The sequence below is a fragment of the Caldimonas brevitalea genome, from assembly GCF_001017435.1.
GTDB lineage: Bacteria > Pseudomonadota > Gammaproteobacteria > Burkholderiales > Burkholderiaceae_C > Caldimonas > Caldimonas brevitalea.
Genome location: NZ_CP011371.1, coordinates 5756688 through 5772260, shown reverse-complemented (window position 1 = coordinate 5772260; position 15573 = coordinate 5756688). Strand labels below are relative to the sequence as shown.

At 65.9% G+C, this 15573-nt stretch carries 16 protein-coding genes and 4 tRNA genes; all 20 read left to right on the top strand.

Going from position 1 to position 15573, the window contains the following annotated elements:
- Nucleotides 1-7: 7 nt before the first annotated feature.
- The 20 genes from AAW51_RS24600 (at nt 8) to rplL (ending at nt 15568) form a co-directional block, all read left to right on the top strand.
- Nucleotides 8-742, top strand: coding sequence for a GntR family transcriptional regulator (locus tag AAW51_RS24600; protein WP_047196738.1), 735 nt, complete (start codon nt 8-10; stop codon nt 740-742).
- Entirely contained in the window at nt 739-1869 is a 1131-nt protein-coding gene (gene nagA / locus AAW51_RS24595) for an N-acetylglucosamine-6-phosphate deacetylase (protein WP_047196737.1), read from the top strand. Before AAW51_RS24600 ends, nagA begins: the two co-directional genes overlap by 4 nt.
- On the top strand, nt 1862-2869 hold the full coding sequence (locus AAW51_RS24590; protein WP_047196736.1) for an SIS domain-containing protein: 1008 nt from the start codon (nt 1862-1864) through the stop codon (nt 2867-2869). The genes nagA and AAW51_RS24590 overlap by 8 nt, the downstream gene beginning before the upstream one ends.
- 132 nt (nt 2870-3001) lie before the next feature.
- Nucleotides 3002-4264, top strand: a complete 1263-nt coding sequence (locus tag AAW51_RS24585; RefSeq protein WP_047196735.1) for an ABC transporter substrate-binding protein — start codon at nt 3002-3004, stop codon at nt 4262-4264.
- Nucleotides 4265-4402: 138 nt separating this feature from the next.
- Nucleotides 4403-5332, top strand: coding sequence for a carbohydrate ABC transporter permease (locus tag AAW51_RS24580; protein ID WP_083438553.1), 930 nt, complete (start codon nt 4403-4405; stop codon nt 5330-5332).
- 18 nt (nt 5333-5350) lie between these two features.
- On the top strand, nt 5351-6196 hold the full coding sequence (locus AAW51_RS24575) for a carbohydrate ABC transporter permease (RefSeq protein WP_047196734.1): 846 nt from the start codon (nt 5351-5353) through the stop codon (nt 6194-6196).
- Nucleotides 6197-6227: 31 nt separating this feature from the next.
- Nucleotides 6228-7748 (top strand): beta-N-acetylhexosaminidase, encoded by a 1521-nt coding sequence (nagZ, locus tag AAW51_RS24570; RefSeq protein WP_047196733.1) that lies wholly within the window; start codon nt 6228-6230, stop codon nt 7746-7748.
- Between the two features lie 17 nt (nt 7749-7765).
- Complete coding sequence (locus tag AAW51_RS24565) at nt 7766-8881, top strand: ABC transporter ATP-binding protein (RefSeq protein WP_047196732.1); 1116 nt, start codon at nt 7766-7768, stop codon at nt 8879-8881.
- A gap of 70 nt (nt 8882-8951) precedes the next feature.
- Complete coding sequence (locus tag AAW51_RS24560; protein ID WP_047196731.1) at nt 8952-10004, top strand: porin; 1053 nt, start codon at nt 8952-8954, stop codon at nt 10002-10004.
- A 181-nt stretch (nt 10005-10185) separates the two neighbouring features.
- Nucleotides 10186-10271, top strand: a tRNA-Tyr gene (locus AAW51_RS24555).
- Between the two features lie 103 nt (nt 10272-10374).
- A tRNA-Gly gene (locus AAW51_RS24550) sits at nt 10375-10448 on the top strand.
- A 96-nt stretch (nt 10449-10544) separates the two neighbouring features.
- Nucleotides 10545-10619 (top strand) — tRNA-Thr (locus tag AAW51_RS24545).
- A gap of 60 nt (nt 10620-10679) precedes the next feature.
- Nucleotides 10680-11870, top strand: coding sequence for an elongation factor Tu (tuf, locus tag AAW51_RS24540; RefSeq protein WP_047196718.1), 1191 nt, complete (start codon nt 10680-10682; stop codon nt 11868-11870).
- 15 nt (nt 11871-11885) lie between these two features.
- A tRNA-Trp gene (locus AAW51_RS24535) sits at nt 11886-11961 on the top strand.
- 150 nt (nt 11962-12111) lie between these two features.
- Nucleotides 12112-12492, top strand: a complete 381-nt coding sequence (secE, locus tag AAW51_RS24530) for a preprotein translocase subunit SecE (RefSeq protein WP_047196730.1) — start codon at nt 12112-12114, stop codon at nt 12490-12492.
- A gap of 76 nt (nt 12493-12568) precedes the next feature.
- Nucleotides 12569-13063, top strand: coding sequence for a transcription termination/antitermination protein NusG (nusG, locus tag AAW51_RS24525; RefSeq protein ID WP_238947940.1), 495 nt, complete (start codon nt 12569-12571; stop codon nt 13061-13063).
- A gap of 133 nt (nt 13064-13196) precedes the next feature.
- Entirely contained in the window at nt 13197-13628 is a 432-nt protein-coding gene (gene rplK / locus AAW51_RS24520; RefSeq protein ID WP_047196728.1) for a 50S ribosomal protein L11, read from the top strand.
- A gap of 2 nt (nt 13629-13630) precedes the next feature.
- On the top strand, nt 13631-14338 hold the full coding sequence (gene rplA, locus AAW51_RS24515) for a 50S ribosomal protein L1 (RefSeq protein ID WP_047196727.1): 708 nt from the start codon (nt 13631-13633) through the stop codon (nt 14336-14338).
- Nucleotides 14339-14615: 277 nt separating this feature from the next.
- A complete protein-coding gene (gene rplJ, locus AAW51_RS24510; protein ID WP_047196726.1) occupies nt 14616-15152 on the top strand; it encodes a 50S ribosomal protein L10 in 537 nt (178 codons plus the stop codon).
- Between the two features lie 38 nt (nt 15153-15190).
- Nucleotides 15191-15568, top strand: coding sequence for a 50S ribosomal protein L7/L12 (gene rplL, locus AAW51_RS24505; protein WP_047196725.1), 378 nt, complete (start codon nt 15191-15193; stop codon nt 15566-15568).
- Nucleotides 15569-15573: the final 5 nt, after the last annotated feature.

Sequence of the window (15573 nt, the reverse complement as noted above, 5' to 3'; positions counted from 1 at the left end):
CCTGCTGATGAAAACGCTCGAATTCAAACCCGACCCTGCCGACAGCTCGCCGTTGTATTTGCAACTCGCGCAGCTGCTCAGCCAGGCGATACGCGACGGCCGCTACCAGGTCGACGAGGCGCTGCCGTCTGAGCGCACCTTGTCCGAGTCGCTCAACGTCTCGCGCGTCACCGCCCGCAAGGCCATCGACCAGCTCGTCGAACAGGGCCTGATCGTGCGGCGGCGTGGCTCGGGCAACTACATCGCACCTCGACTGGAGCAGCCTTTGTCGCGCCTCACGAGCTTTTCCGAGGAATTGCATCAACGCGGCTATACGCCCAGCTCGCGCTGGCTGGAGCGCGGCATCACCGCCTCGGTGCCGGAGGAGCAACTCAGCCTCGGCCTGTCCCCGGGCACGCGCGTGGCCCGTCTCGAACGCCTGCGCCTGGCCGACGACGTGGTGATGGCCTATGAAGTCAGCGTGATCCCGCAGTCGGCACTGCCCGACCCTGAGGCGGTCGAAGGTTCGCTGTATGAATATCTGGCGCGCAGCGGCCATGCGCCGGTGCGCGCGCTGCAGCACATCCGCGCCCTGAACGCCCACGCCAAGCTGGCCGACCTGCTGGAGGTGCCGACCGGCCAGGCGGTGCTGTTCATCACGCGTATCGGCTACCTGGAAAGCGGCCAGGCGGTCGAGCTGACGCACTCGTATTGCCGCAGCGACTACTACGACTTCGTCGCGGAAATGAGGCGGGAAGGATGAGCGGGGTCGCGGTCATCGAGGGGCACATCCTGACGCCCGACGGCTTCGTGCGGGGCGTCCTGGAGCACGAGGACGGCCGTATCCGCCGCATTGACGGCGACCCGGTCGCGGAAGCCGAGGTGCGCCAGGCCGACATGCCGGTGGTGCTGCCCGGCTTCATCGACCTGCATGTGCACGGCGGCGGTGGCCGCGACATCATGCAAGGCGGCGATGCGCCGCACCGGGTCGGATCGCTGCACCTGCGCCACGGCACCACTTCGCTGCTGGCGACCACGATGACCGCGCCGCTGGCCGATCTGGAAACCGCACTGGGCGCGCTCGGCCCGGCGTGCCGCGAGCGGCGACCCGGCAGCGCCCGCGTCCTGGGTGTGCATCTGGAAGGCCCGTACATCAACTCGGGCAAGCTGGGCGCACAGCCGAACTACGCCCGGCCGGCCTCGATGGACGAGCTGCAAAAGCTCAACGCGCTGGCGCCGATCCGTTTGATCACGCTGGCGCCGGAGTTGCCCGGCAACCTCGAACTGATCCCGGCGCTCCGGGCAGCCGGCTTCCAGGTGCAGATCGGCCACACGCTGGGCACCTATGAAGAGGGCGTCGAGGCGATGCGGCTGGGCGCCGGCGGCTTCACGCATTTGTTCAACGCGATGACCGGCTTGCACCACCGCGAGCCTGGCATGGTCGGCGCGGCGCTGGCGCATGCGCGCTACTCCGAGATCATCCCCGACCTGCTGCACGCCCACCCCGGCGCGATCCGCACCGCGCTGCGGGCGATCCCGTGCCTGTATTGCGTCACCGATTCGACCGCGGCCGCCGGCATGCCCGACGGCGACTACATGCTGGGCCGCCACAAGGTCACCAAGTGCCTGGGCGGCGTGCGCCTGCCCGACGGCACGCTGGCCGGCTCCACGCTGACGATGGACCAGGCCTTGCGCAACATGGTGGGCCTGGGCCTGGAACTCGACGACGCGTCCAAGCGTGTCTCGACCTACGCCGCCGATTACCTCGGCTTGCAGGAGCGCGGCCGGCTCAGCGTCGGCGCCTGGGCCGACGTGGTGGTGCTGGACCGCCAGCTACAACTGAACCAAGTGATCGTGGAAGGAGAGGCCTGTGAATTCCCGCATGCTTGACGAGGCGCGTGAAGCGCCCGCGGCCGTCGCGCGCCAGTTGGCCGCCGATGTCGACGCCTATCGGAGCTTCGGCGAGCAGCTGCGCGCCGACCCGCCGACCGGCGTGCTGACCATCGCCCGGGGCAGCTCCGACCACGCGTCCAGTTTCATGGCCTACCTGACGATGGCGCGCCTGGGTCGATTGGTGACCTCGCTGCCGATGTCGGTGGTGACGCTGTACCAGTCGCGCCTGCAGGCCGCCGGGCTGCTGTCGGTGGCGTTCTCGCAGTCAGGGCAAAGCCCCGACCTGGTGACGCCCACCCAATACCTGCGCCGTGAAGGCGCCCGCACGGTGGCCTTCGTCAACGCCGACAGCTCGCCGCTGGGCGAGGCGGCCGAGTGGCTGTTCCCGCTGCACGCCGGCGCCGAGACCAGCGTGGCGGCGACCAAAAGCTTCATCGCCCAGCTGGTGGCCGGCGCACGCCTGGTCAGCGCCTGGGAAGGCGGCAGCCTCGACGATGCGCTGGCGGCCCTGCCGGCGGCCTTGCAACGCGCGGCGCTGAGCGACTGGTCGGCGGGTGTCGAGCGGCTGCTCGACGTCAACCGGCTGTTCGTGATCGGCCGCGGCACGGGCCTCGCGATCGCGCAGGAAGCGGCGCTCAAGTTCAAGGAGACCTGCGGCATCCAGGCCGAAGCCTATTCGGGTGCCGAGGTCAAGCACGGCCCGATGGCGCTGATCGACCAGGGCTATCCGCTGTTGGTGTTCGCGCCGCGCGGTCCTGCGCAAGAAGGGCTGCTGGCGCTGGCCGACGAGATGCGCGGCCGTGGCGCCAAGGTGCTGCTCGCGGCGCCTCCCGGCACGGCGGGCGCGGAGCTGCCGCTGGTCGAGACGACCACGCCCGACCTCGACCCGATCCCCGCGATCCAGAGTTTCTATCCCATGGTCGAGGCGCTTGCCCGCGCTCGCGGCCTGGACCCCGACCGCCCGCGACACCTTGCCAAGGTGACCCGAACGCGGTGAGTGGGCCGCCGCAGCAGGCGGCGGCCGTTCGAGAGAGAGCCATGCGACATGGTCCTGCCAGGGCCCGGGCGGAGCTTTGTCGTCATTCCGACGCGACAGACAGACAGAAGAGACCACAGAAAGGAAGACACCATGAGACTCAAGCAGCTCGCGATGATCAGCATGGCCGCCTGCGGCCTGATGCTGGGCGGCGCCGCCGGCGCCGCCGACAAGGTGAAGGTCGAGTTCTGGACGATGAGCCTGAAGCCCAAGTTCACGCCTTACTTCGAAACCCTGGTGAAGCAGTATGAAGCGGCCAACCCGGGCGTCGACCTCGAGTGGGTCGACGTGCCGTGGGACGTGCTGCAGTCGAAGTTGACCGCGGCCATTGCCGCCGGCAGCCCGCCGGCCCTGGTGCATCTCAACGTGCCCTGGGCCTATGACTATTCGCAGGACGGTGTGATCCAGCCGGTCGACAGCCTGCTCGGTGCCGAGCGTGCGGCATACGCCGAAGGCCCGATCAAGGACGTGACCTTCAACGGCAAGGTCTACGGCTTCCCGCATTACAACGGTGCCAACGTCACCGCCTACAACACCAAGTTGTTCCAGCAGGCCGGCCTGAGCAAGCCGCCGGCGACGCTGGAAGAGCAGCTGGCCGCCGCCAAGGCCATCAAGGCCAAGACGGGGCAGGCCGGCTTCTCGCCGGCGCTGGGCAAGATCGCCGGCATCTTCCTGCAGGAAGGCTTGCCGTTGGTCGAGAACGGCAAGGCGGTGTTCAACTCGCCGCAGCACGTGGCGCTGATCGCGAAGTTCCAGGACGCCTACAAGTCGGGTGCCTTGCTGAAGGACAAGCTGTTCGCCGAGGACAACTTCCAGACCTCGATCGACGCCTACAAGTCCGGCCGCCTGGGCATGATGGTGGCGCCGCCGCAAGCGCTGGTGCGCATCCGCGACGACGCCAAGGACGTCTACGCGGTGACGGAGATCGCCGCCGCACCGCTGGGCCCGACCAAGGTGGCCGCTGGCGGCTGGTTGTTCCACTTCGCGGTCCCCAAGGGTGTCACCGGTGCGACCTTCACCGAGGCCGGCAAGTTTGCGAAGTTTTTGACCAACGACGCCAACCAGCTCGAGTTCTCGAAGCTGTCCGGCACCTTCCCGACCACGCGCAAGGCCGCCAACGACGCGCACTTCCAGCAGGCGGGCAATGCCGGGGCCTTCGAGAAGGCCGTGGCCACCGGCGCCAAGACGATGGACTCGATCCGCACCTTGTATGTGGCGGGCGTGCCCGACTTCGAGACGCTCAACAAGCGTCTGCAGGATGCCGTCGAGGCCGGCGTGATCGGCCGCAAGGACATCCAGGCCTCGCTGAACGATGCGGCCGCGTACTGGAACAGCAAGCTGGTGGCGAAGAAATAAGCCACTGACCCTGCGCCGCGGACGGCCTGTCCGCGGCGCTCCGTGAAGTTTTCTCCGAGCCCGCCCTCGCAAAAAAGCGCGAGGTGCGCGGGTTGGGCGAAGCCTTGCCCGGACAAGACGAGAAGGAAGTCTTCTGCCATGGACACCACCGCCGACCCACTGCATCCGCCCGCCGTGAACAAGCACCGCCGCCGGGCGACGCGAGCGCCCCTCACCACCACCGCCCAGGCCTGGTTGTTCCTCGCGCCGGCGCTGTTGCTCCTGCTCGGTTTCACCTTCTGGCCGGTGTTGTGGGGCAGCTATCTGGCCTTCACCGAATACAAGGTGATCACGCCGCCCGAGTGGGTGGGCTTGAAGAACTTCGAGGAGTTGTTCGAGGACGAGGTCTTCATCACCAGCTTGAAGAACTCGCTGCTGTATCTGCTGATCGTGCCCTTCATCCAGCTCGGCGCGCTGCTGCTGGCGGTGCTGGTCAACAACAGCCTGCCGGGCATCAAGTTCTTCCGTGCGGCGTTTTATGTGCCGGTGGTCACGTCGGTCTCGGTGGTCGGGATCATGTGGGGCTGGATGTACAACGAGCAGGGGCTGATCAACGCCGCGCTGCAATGGCTGCGGGTGATCAACGAGCCGATCGGCTGGCTCACCGACGACCGCATCGCGCTGTTCGCGGTGATGTTCGTGACGATGTGGCGCGGCCTGGGCTGGTACATGGTGCTCTACCTGGCCGGCCTGCAGGCGATCCCCAAAGACATCGAGGAAGCGGCGGTGCTCGACGGTGCCAACCGCTGGCAGCGCTTCTGGCGCATCACCGTGCCGATGCTCGCGCCGACCATTCTGCTGTGCAGCGTGTTGTCGACGCTGGCCGCGATGAAGGTGCTCGAAGAGGTGCTGATCCTCACGCGCGGCGGGCCGATGAGCTCGACCTTCACGGGCCTCTACTACGCCTACGACATGGGCATCCGCTCGTTCAACTTCCCGCGTGCCCTGGCGGCCAGCCTGGTCGTTTCGGTGTTCTGCATCTTCGTCGCGTGGCTGAACTTCAAGTTCATCCAGCCGCGCCATCGCTGAAGAAGAAGGAGCCACGCCATGCCGTTCAAGCTTCGTTCCTCGCAGCGCAACGCCCGCCGCCTGACCACGCTGCTGCACTACGCGGCGCTGGTCGCGATCGCGCTGTTCTGCGCCTTCCCGATGCTGTGGACCCTGGCCACCGCAATCGGCACCGAGGGCAATGTGTTCGCCTTTCCGCCCACGCTGATTCCCGAGAAGCCGTCGCTCGAGAACTTCGCCGAGGTGTTCCGCGTGATCGAGATCGGCAAGTACTACTGGAACTCGATCTGGATCACCTTCTGGACCGTGCTGTGGACCGTGGTGGTGTGCTCGCTCGCCGCCTACCCGCTGGCGCGTTTGAAGTTCAAGGGCCGCCAGCTGGTGTTCTCGGTGATCCTGGTCACGCTGATGCTGCCGACCGAGGTGAACTTCCTGGTCAACTTCATCACGATGACCAAGCTGGGGCTGGTCAACACCCACCTGGGCGTGATCTTGCCGACCATCGCCGGCGCGATCGGCATCTTCATGATGAAGAGCGCCTTCGAGGAAGTGCCGCAGGATTTGATCGACGCGGCGCGTGTGGACGGCGCCTCCGAGCTGCGCGTGTTCTGGCAGATCATGCTGCCGCTCGCGCTGCCGCAGATCGCCACCCTGGTGATCTTCACGACGGTGACCAGCTGGAACAACTTCCTGTGGCCCGGGGTCGTGCTGACCAAGTCGGAGCTGATGCCGCTGGCGGTGGGCATCCTCGAACTCTCCGGCACTTTCGGCAGCGCCACCCGCGTCATCGCGGCCGGTGCCGTGATGACCATCGCGCCGGCCCTGATCGTCTTCTTCTTCACGCAGCGCTTCTTCATGCGCGGCTTCGACGGCGCGGTCAAGTGACCGCGGGGCTCAAACCTTTCCGGACACCACGATGACATCCTCCTCCTTCTCACCGCACGGCGACCCGTGGGCGGGCTCGCTCGTGATGGTCAACATCGACGGCACCTCGCTCAGCGTCCGCCAGGCGGAGTTTCTGCGCCGCCACCACATCCGCGCGGTGTGTTTGTTCCGCGCCAACCTGGGCACCGAAGCCGAGGTGCGCCGGCTCACGGCCGATTTGCGCGAGGTGATGGGGCCGCATGCGCTGATCGGCCTCGACCAGGAGGGCGGCTCGGTGGTGCGCGCCACCTTCTTGCCGCAAGCGCCCGCAGCGATGGCGCTCGGCGCCGCCGACGACGAGCGGCTGTGCGAGGACGTGGGTGCGGCCGTGGCGCGCGGTGTGCGATCGCTCGGCATCAACTGGGACTTCGCGCCGGTGCTCGACGTCAACAACAACCCGGCCAACCCGGTGATCGCCGAGCGCAGCTTTTCGGCCGACGCGCAGCAGGCCGCGCGGCTGGCCGGCGCGTGGATGCGAGGCGCCTTGCGCGAAGGTGTGGCGTGCTGCGTCAAGCACTTTCCCGGGCATGGCGACACGCATGTCGATTCCCATCTGGACCTGCCGGTGGTCGACAAGCCCTATGCCGCGCTCGAGGCGCTCGAGCTGCTGCCGTTCCGCATCCTGAAGGACGAGGCGCCGGCCATGATGACGGCCCACATCGTCTACCCGCAACTCGACCGCGAACATCCGGCCACGCTGTCGCGCGTGATCCTCGGCGACCTGTTGCGCCGCCGCTGGGGCTACGACGGCGTGGTCATCACCGACTCGCTGGTGATGAAGGCCATCCACGAGCGTTATGGGCACCACCGCGCCGCCGTGATGGCGCTCGACGCCGGGGCCGACATGGTGATGGCGCTCGGCAGCTTCGAAGAGCAGGAAGCGGCCGTGCTGGCCATCGAGGATGCGCTGGCCGACGGCCGGCTCGACCGGGGGCTGTGTGCCCGCGCCGTGCAACGGCTCGACCAGCTGGCCGAGCGTTACCCGGCCGGCGCTACCGACTATCCGGGCGCCCGCCGCCTCGACGACGACGCCTTGATGCGCGGCGCCTGGGCCCGCGGCCTGACGTTGTGCGGTGGCGCTCGTCCGCCGGCACTCGGCAGTCGCGTGCGGGTGGTGGCGCAGCGGCGCGTGCCGTGCGACGGTGTCTCGGAGGCCGGACTGGACGGTGAGCGTGTGGTCGAGCTGCTGGCGCAGCACTACGACGTCGAGGCCTTGCTGGTCAAGGACCTGGGCCAGCTGCGCTGGTCCGAGCTGCCCTACGACGGCCGCTACACCGTGCTCGCCTCCAACCACCGGGCACGTTATCCCGAAGCCGTGCGCGGCAGCTGGCGTCCCGACCTGCACCTGGTGCTGTGGAACCCGTTTCAGGTGCTCGACGTCGCGGCGCCCGCCGTCGTCACCTGGGGTTATGCGGACGGCGCGCTGGACGCGCTGAGCCAGTGGCTGGCCGGGCGTGTCGATGCACCCGGTCGCCTGCCCGTCGACCTCGTTCCCCCCACTTTCCCGCACTGACCACAACGGAGCCCGCGATGGCACGGCTGCAACTGCACAAGATCAAGAAGAGCTACGACGGTGACGTCGCGGTGATCCACGGCATCGACCTCGAGGTGCGCTCGGGCGAATTCATGGTGTTCGTCGGGCCTTCGGGCTGCGGCAAATCGACCTTGCTGCGGATGATCGCCGGGCTGGAAGACATCACCGACGGCGAGTTGCGCATTGGCGACCGGGTGGTCAACGACGTGCCGCCGTCGCAGCGTGGCATCGCGATGGTGTTCCAGAGCTACGCGCTGTACCCGCACATGACGGTGGCCGAGAACATGGGCTTCGCGCTCAAGCTGGCCGGCACGCCCAAAACGGAGTTGAAGGCGTCGGTGCAGCGCGCCGCCGAGATCCTGCAGATCACCCATCTGCTCGACCGCAAGCCCAAGGCTTTGTCGGGCGGGCAGCGCCAGCGGGTGGCGATCGGCCGCGCGATCGTGCGCAAGCCGCAGGTGTTTCTGTTCGACGAGCCGCTGTCCAACCTCGACGCGGCCTTGCGCGTGCAGATGCGGGTGGAGCTGTCGCGGCTGCACCGGGAGCTGGGCACCACGATGGTCTACGTCACGCACGACCAGGTCGAGGCGATGACGCTGGGGCAACGCATCGTGGTCTTCAACGGCGGGCGTATCGAGCAGGTGGGCACGCCGCTGGAACTGTACGAACGACCGGCCAATCTCTTCGTCGCCGGTTTCCTCGGCTCGCCCAAGATGAACTTCGTGCCGGTGGAGTTGACGAATTCCGCCGAGGCGGGGTCCGAGGTGGTGGGGCCGGGCGGCGCCGCGATGCGGGTGCCGTTCGACACCTCGATGGCGCGCAGCGAACGTGCCGCCACGCTGGGCGTGCGCCCCGACCACCTGCTGCTGGCAGCGCCCGGCCAGCCCGGCCTGCCGGCCCGTGTCGACCTGCTCGAACACCTCGGCGACGCCGTGCTGGTGCACGTGCAATGCCAGGGCCTCGACACCCCCTTGATCGCCCGCGTTGCGGGCACCGAGACCCCGTTCCAGGTCGGCTCCGCCTGCGTGCTGCAGCCCGATCTCTCCCGAGTCTGCTTGTTCGCCTCTGACGGACGGGCATTCCCCCGCTCACCCGACTTCGCCGCCGGGTGAGGCCACGCCACCGCGTGTTGTTCCCACGACTCCATTCCAAACCAACCAACCTTTCGACGGAGAGTTCACCATGTCCCGCATCCGACTCCTGGCCGCCGCCGCGGCCGTCGTCTGCTCCACCTCGGCGCTGGCCGACATCAAGAACGTCGACATCTACGGTGTCGTCGCCTTCGGCCTGATGTCCACCGAGGGTGCCGACGGCCACCACAACAACGAAGTGCTGAACGAAACGCGCATCGGTTTCCGCGGCACCAAGGAGTTGGCCAAGTTCCCCGGCAACACCTTCATCTGGCAGATCGAGTCGGGTTTCCTCGGCCCCAACGGCCTGACCTCGCAGCCTTATGAGTCGGGCACGCTCGGCACCCGGGACACCTGGGCGGGGGTGACGGGCGGCTACGGCAAGCTGCGCATCGGCCGGCTGCTGACGCCGTACGGCGAGACGCTGGACTGGCCGTTCGCCAACGGCGGCGTCAACCCGCTGGTGGAGGCCACCAACGTGCCGGGCGGCGGCTCTTATGTCCGGGTGTCCGACCAGATTCGCTGGGACTCTCCGAAGTTCGGCGGTTTCACCGTGTCGGCGTCATATGGGCGCGGCGACCGTGACGCCTCGGTCGACAACGGTTTCATTGCCAGGAACTCGAATTCCACGTCCATCGTCGGCCACTACACGATCGCCGGCGGGACGCTGCACGCCGGCTACGAGCGCAACAGCCACCGCAGCCAGAACAGCGACAACGACAACTGGCTGGTGGCGTTCCAGAGCCCGAGCTTCGGCGGCTTCTCGGCCTATGGTGCGTATTTGCATGGCGCGTCCGACGTCAAGGCGCCAATCACCGCCGGGTCGACCGTCTACCCGGTGGGCGACTACGACCGGGCGACCTACCAGCTGGCCCTGCAATACGCGAATGACGACTGGGTGATCAAGGTCAGCCACGCGCGCAACGACGACCTCGACGGCCCGGTGACCGACAACGGCGGCCACATCAGCGCGGCGCAGGCCCTGTACATCGTCGATCCGGCCCTGGTGGTCTATGCGCGCTATGTCAAGGCGTCCAACCCGGCCACCACGGCCGGCTGGTGGAACAAGTCGCGCATCCTGCTGGGCCTGGAATACGCCTTCTGAGCCGCTGCCTGTCCGAGTACCTCCTCTACGGCCCCTATCAAGAGCGGGGAGCCGTTAGCTTGAGAGCGCCGCCGGCGCTCTTTTTTTTGCCCTGCCGGCAGCGGTGCGCCAGTCTTGACGCGATTTTCTGGAAAGACTTGGCAATCCCAAAAAGACGCTGCTAGAATCCATGGTTCGCCGCGGAGGGGTGCCCGAGTGGCTAAAGGGGGCAGACTGTAAATCTGTTGGCTTACGCCTACGCTGGTTCGAATCCAGCCTCCTCCACCAAGGCGAAACATATTTGTTTGGCTTGGGCTGCGGTTGAAGTGATGCCTGACCAGAAGGGTGCCTCGCACGGCGTGCCGTGTGGGGTGTTCCGAAGGGCTCCCGGGCGGGAGTAGTTCAATGGTAGAACCTTAGCCTTCCAAGCTAATGACGCGGGTTCGATTCCCGTCTCCCGCTCCAATGCGCGCGCCCTGATCTGGGCATGGGCATTTGAGTGGTTTTTGTCAGGGTCGACAGCGGTTTGGGTGTTCAATGAGCGCACAAACCCGTGTCGATGCCCATGTGGCTCAGTGGTAGAGCACTCCCTTGGTAAGGGAGAGGTCACGCGTTCGATCCGCGTCATGGGCACCACCCTCTCAGGTACTTACTTACCGTCCAACACCGACATTCGGCCGTCAGGAGATCGGAAAAATGGCAAAAGGCAAGTTTGAGCGCACCAAGCCGCACGTGAACGTCGGCACGATCGGTCACGTTGACCACGGCAAGACGACGCTGACGGCGGCGATCACGACGGTGTTGTCGACCAAGTTCGGCGGCGAAGCCAAGGCCTACGACCAGATCGACGCGGCGCCCGAAGAGAAAGCGCGCGGCATCACGATCAACACCGCCCACGTCGAGTACGAGACGGCCAACCGCCACTACGCCCACGTGGACTGCCCGGGCCACGCCGACTACGTCAAGAACATGATCACCGGTGCCGCCCAGATGGACGGCGCGATCCTGGTGTGCTCGGCCGCTGACGGCCCGATGCCCCAGACCCGCGAGCACATCCTGCTGGCGCGTCAGGTCGGTGTGCCTTACATCATCGTGTTCCTGAACAAGTGCGACATGGTCGACGACGCCGAGCTGCTCGAGCTGGTCGAAATGGAAGTGCGCGAACTGCTCAGCAAGTACGAGTTCCCCGGCGACGACACCCCGATCATCAAGGGTTCGGCCAAGCTGGCGCTGGAAGGCGACAAGGGTGAGCTGGGCGAGCAGGCCATCATGAAGTTGGCCGAAGCGCTGGACACCTACATCCCGACGCCCGAGCGTGCCATCGACGGCACCTTCCTGATGCCGGTGGAAGACGTGTTCTCGATCTCTGGCCGCGGCACCGTGGTGACCGGTCGCGTCGAGCGCGGGGTGGTCAAGGTCGGCGAAGAAATCGAAATCGTCGGCATCAAGGCCACCCAGAAGACCACCTGCACGGGCGTGGAAATGTTCCGCAAGCTGCTGGACCAGGGCCAGGCTGGCGACAACGTCGGTATCCTGCTGCGCGGCACCAAGCGTGAAGACGTCGAGCGCGGCCAAGTGCTGTGCAAGCCGGGCTCCATCAAGCCGCACACGCACTTCACCGCCGAGGTGTATGTGCTGAGCAAGGAAGAGGGCGGCCGCCACACCCCATTCTTCAACAACTACCGTCCCCAGTTCTACTTCCGTACCACGGACGTGACCGGCGCGGTGGAACTGCCGAAGGACAAGGAAATGGTCATGCCCGGCGACAACGTGACGATCACCGTCAAGCTGATCGCCCCGATCGCCATGGAAGAAGGCCTGCGCTTCGCCATCCGTGAAGGCGGCCGTACCGTCGGCGCCGGCGTGGTTGCGAAGATCATCGAGTAAGTAAGAGAGAGGTTTAGGGGTATAGCTCAATTGGCAGAGCGTCGGTCTCCAAAACCGAAGGTTGGGGGTTCGATTCCCTCTGCCCCTGCCAGATACCGTTGACCAGGGTTGTCGATCACCTCCCTGGTTCCGGGTCTGACCCGTCCAGCAGCCCGCAGGCAGGGCCCGTTAGGGTCCGACAAGCCCGGCGGGCTTTGCTGCTGATGGTGGCGGCATGTCTGCCACGTCCTGAGTGAACTAAATGAGCCAACCACAAGTCGAAACCGTTTCCACCGGCGCGGACAAAGCCAAGCTGGCCGTCGCTGGCCTGCTGGTCGTCGGGGCTGTGGCGGCGTTCTATCTGCTCGGTCAGCAAGACACCTGGATCCGTGTGGCGGCGTTGATCGCCGCGCTGATCGCCGCAGTGGCGGTGTTCTTCACCGCCGAGCAGGGCAAGCAACTGATCGGTTTTGCGAACGAGTCGTGGCGCGAAGTCAAAAAGGTCGTGTGGCCCACCCCGAAGGAAGCCGGCCAGATGACGGGCTATGTGTTCGCCTTCGTCGTCGTGATGGCCTTGTTCCTTTGGCTCACCGACAAGACGCTGGAATGGGTGCTGTACGACCTGATCCTCAACTGGCGCTGAAGGAGCCGACGACGTGAGCGAAAACGAAAGCGGAGTCTCCGCAAAGCGCTGGTATGTGGTGCATGCCTATTCCGGCATGGAAAAGGCCGTCGAGCGCAACCTGCGTGAGCGTATCGACCGCGCCGGCATGCAAGACAAGTTCGGCCGCATCCTGGTGCCGACCGAGGAAGTGATCGAGGTCAAGAACGGCAAGAAGGCCGTCACCGAGCGTCGCTTCTTCCCCGGTTACGTGCTGGTCGAAATGGTGATGGACGACGACACCTGGCACCTGGTGAAGCACACCTCCAAGGTGACCGGCTTCGTCGGCGGCGCCAAGAACCGTCCGGTGCCCATCTCGGAAGACGAGGTCATGAAGATCGTCAACCAGATGCAAGAGGGCATCGAGAAGCCGCGTCCCAAGGTCGAATGGGAAGTCGGCGAGGTGGTTCGCGTCAAGGAAGGCCCGTTCACCGACTTCAATGGCGCGATCGAGGAAGTCAACTACGACAAGTCCAAGCTGCGTGTCTCGGTCACGATCTTCGGTCGTGCGACGCCGGTCGAACTGGACTTCCACCAGGTCGAGAAGATCTGATCGATCTTCCGGTCGAGACCAGAAATTCAGTGGCGAGCCCGCCCAGCCCGGGGTTCGTTGCAGTGCTAGCAAAGGGCTGTGTCGACGAGGAGCCGGCCAACACGCCGGCGTTTGAACTCGGTTAGGAGCCAATATGGCCAAGAAGATTGTCGGCTTCATCAAGCTGCAAATCCCGGCAGGCAAGGCCAATCCTTCGCCCCCGGTGGGTCCTGCGCTGGGTCAGCGCGGCCTGAACATCATGGAATTCTGCAAGGCGTTCAACGCCCAGACCCAAGGCGTCGAGCCCGGTCTGATGTTGCCGGTGGTGATCACCGCGTTTGCAGACAAGTCCTTCACTTTCCAGATCAAGACCCCGCCCGCGACGGTCCTGATCAAGAAGGCCATCAAGCTGGACAAGGGCTCCAGCCGTGCACACCTCGACAAGGTCGGCAAGATCACGCGCGCCCAGCTCGAAGAGATCGCCAAGACCAAGATGAAGGACCTGACGGCCGCCGACCTCGACGCCGCCGTCAAGACCATCGCTGGTTCTGCCCGTTCGATGGGCGTCATCGTGGAAGGTGTTTGATCATGGCCAAGCTCACCAAGCGCCAAAAGGCTAACCAAGGCAAGGTCGAAAGCACCAAGCTGTACCCGATCGACCAGGCCCTGGCTCTCGTCAAGGAAGCGGCCGTCGCCAAGTTCGACGAGTCGATCGACGTCGCCGTCCAGCTGGGCATCGACGCCAAGAAGTCCGACCAGGTCGTGCGTGGCGCCGTCGTGCTGCCCAACGGCACTGGCAAGACCAAGCGTGTCGCCGTGTTCGCGCAAGGCGCCAAGGCTGAAGAAGCCCGCGCCGCCGGTGCCGACGTGGTCGGCATGGAAGACCTGGCCGAACAGGTCAAGGCCGGCAACATCAACTTCGACGTCGTGATCGCGTCGCCGGACACGATGCGCGTGGTCGGTACGCTCGGTCAGATCCTCGGCCCGCGCGGCCTGATGCCGAACCCGAAGGTCGGCACCGTGACCCCGGACGTGGCCACCGCCGTCAAGAACGCCAAGGCCGGTCAGGTGCAGTTCCGTGTCGACAAGGCCGGCATCATCCACGGCACCATCGGCCGTCGCTCGTTCGACGCCGAGAAGCTGCGTGGCAACCTGGCAGCGCTGCTCGACGCACTGAACAAGGCCAAGCCGGCTTCGAGCAAGGGCGTGTACCTGCGCAAGGTCGCCGTGTCGTCGACGATGGGCATCGGCGTGCGCGTCGACGCTGCGTCGATCAACGCGGCCCCGGGCGCCTGATAGAAGTGTTGAAGCGCCGCTCCCTGTGGGTGCGGCGCGCATGAATTGGTGGGCCGCGGCTGTCGCAAGAGAGCCGTGGGCTATCAAAGACCGTTGGTGCGGCTGCAGGTCGCTTAATCCAGGTCGGTGGCGCAAGCCCTCGATCGCAGCCAACGCAGATGGCGCACCCGCTGGAATGGAGTGAGGTCGGTCGCAAGACCGGCCTGGTTTCCTGAACAGAGGTCGCTGTTAACTGGTGCACCCGGGGTGACCCGGGTGTGAATGTGAGGAGTAGACCTTGAGTCTGAATCGCAACGAGAAACAAGCTGTCGTGACGGAAGTGGCGGCCCAAGCGGCCCGCGCACAGACGCTCGCGTTGGCGGAGTACCGTGGCCTCACCGTCGCTCAACTGGACCAGCTGCGCCGGCAGGCGCGTGCTCAGGGTGTGTATCTGCACGTCCTGAAGAACACGCTCGCTCGCCGTGCCGTGGCCGGTACTTCGTTTGAAGTGGCGTCCGAGTCCATGGCCGGTCCGCTGATCTACGGCTTTTCGGAAGACGCCGTTGCCGCCGCGAAAGTCCTCGCCGACTTCGCCAAAGGCAACGACAAGCTGGTCATCAAGGCCGGCGCGTACAGCGGCAAAGCCCTCGACGCCGCTGGCGTGAAGGCCCTGGCCGCGATCCCGAGCAAGGAAGTGCTGCTGTCCCAGTTGCTGGGCCTGATGCAGTCGCCCGTGTCTCGCATGGCTCGCGTGCTCGCCGCCCTGTCCGAAAAGCGTGGTGAAGGCGCGCCCGCCGAGGCCGCTCCGGCTGCCGAAGCCGCCCCCGCTGCTTGATTTCATTCAATACGAACCCATACGTTTAGGAACCCAAAATGGCATTCGATAAAGACGCATTCCTGACCGCCCTGGACAGCATGTCCGTGATGGAACTCAATGACCTGGTGAAGGCCATTGAAGAGAAGTTCGGCGTGTCCGCCGCTGCGATGGCCGCTCCCGCCGGCGCTGGCGGTGGCGCTGCCGCCCCCGCCGCCGAAGAGAAGACCGAGTTCAACGTCGTGCTGCTCGAAGCCGGCGCGAACAAGGTCGGTGTCATCAAGGCCGTGCGCGAAATCACCGGCCTGGGCCTCAAGGAAGCCAAGGACCTGGTCGACGGCGCTCCGAAGCCCGTCAAGGAAGCCATTGCCAAGGCCGACGCCGAAGCTGCCAAGAAGAAGCTGGAAGAAGCCGGCGCCAAGGTGGAACTCAAGTAATTGGG

Excerpts from the sequence above, each read along its gene's own strand:
- AAW51_RS24560 (WP_047196731.1), top strand. The coding sequence starts at position 8,952 with ATGTCCCGCATCCGACTCCTGGCCGCCGCCGCGGCCGTCGTCTGCTCC.
- AAW51_RS24575 (WP_047196734.1), top strand. The coding sequence starts at position 5,351 with ATGCCGTTCAAGCTTCGTTCCTCGCAGCGCAACGCCCGCCGCCTGACC.
- nagZ (WP_047196733.1), top strand. The coding sequence starts at position 6,228 with ATGACATCCTCCTCCTTCTCACCGCACGGCGACCCGTGGGCGGGCTCG.
- nagA (WP_047196737.1), top strand. The coding sequence starts at position 739 with ATGAGCGGGGTCGCGGTCATCGAGGGGCACATCCTGACGCCCGACGGC.
- AAW51_RS24565 (WP_047196732.1), top strand. The coding sequence starts at position 7,766 with ATGGCACGGCTGCAACTGCACAAGATCAAGAAGAGCTACGACGGTGAC.
- AAW51_RS24590 (WP_047196736.1), top strand. The coding sequence starts at position 1,862 with ATGCTTGACGAGGCGCGTGAAGCGCCCGCGGCCGTCGCGCGCCAGTTG.
- AAW51_RS24580 (WP_083438553.1), top strand. The coding sequence starts at position 4,403 with ATGGACACCACCGCCGACCCACTGCATCCGCCCGCCGTGAACAAGCAC.
- secE (WP_047196730.1), top strand. The coding sequence starts at position 12,112 with ATGAGCCAACCACAAGTCGAAACCGTTTCCACCGGCGCGGACAAAGCC.
- nusG (WP_238947940.1), top strand. The coding sequence starts at position 12,569 with ATGGAAAAGGCCGTCGAGCGCAACCTGCGTGAGCGTATCGACCGCGCC.
- AAW51_RS24585 (WP_047196735.1), top strand. The coding sequence starts at position 3,002 with ATGAGACTCAAGCAGCTCGCGATGATCAGCATGGCCGCCTGCGGCCTG.
- rplK (WP_047196728.1), top strand. The coding sequence starts at position 13,197 with ATGGCCAAGAAGATTGTCGGCTTCATCAAGCTGCAAATCCCGGCAGGC.
- tuf (WP_047196718.1), top strand. The coding sequence starts at position 10,680 with ATGGCAAAAGGCAAGTTTGAGCGCACCAAGCCGCACGTGAACGTCGGC.
- AAW51_RS24600 (WP_047196738.1), top strand. The coding sequence starts at position 8 with ATGAAAACGCTCGAATTCAAACCCGACCCTGCCGACAGCTCGCCGTTG.
- rplA (WP_047196727.1), top strand. The coding sequence starts at position 13,631 with ATGGCCAAGCTCACCAAGCGCCAAAAGGCTAACCAAGGCAAGGTCGAA.
- rplL (WP_047196725.1), top strand. The coding sequence starts at position 15,191 with ATGGCATTCGATAAAGACGCATTCCTGACCGCCCTGGACAGCATGTCC.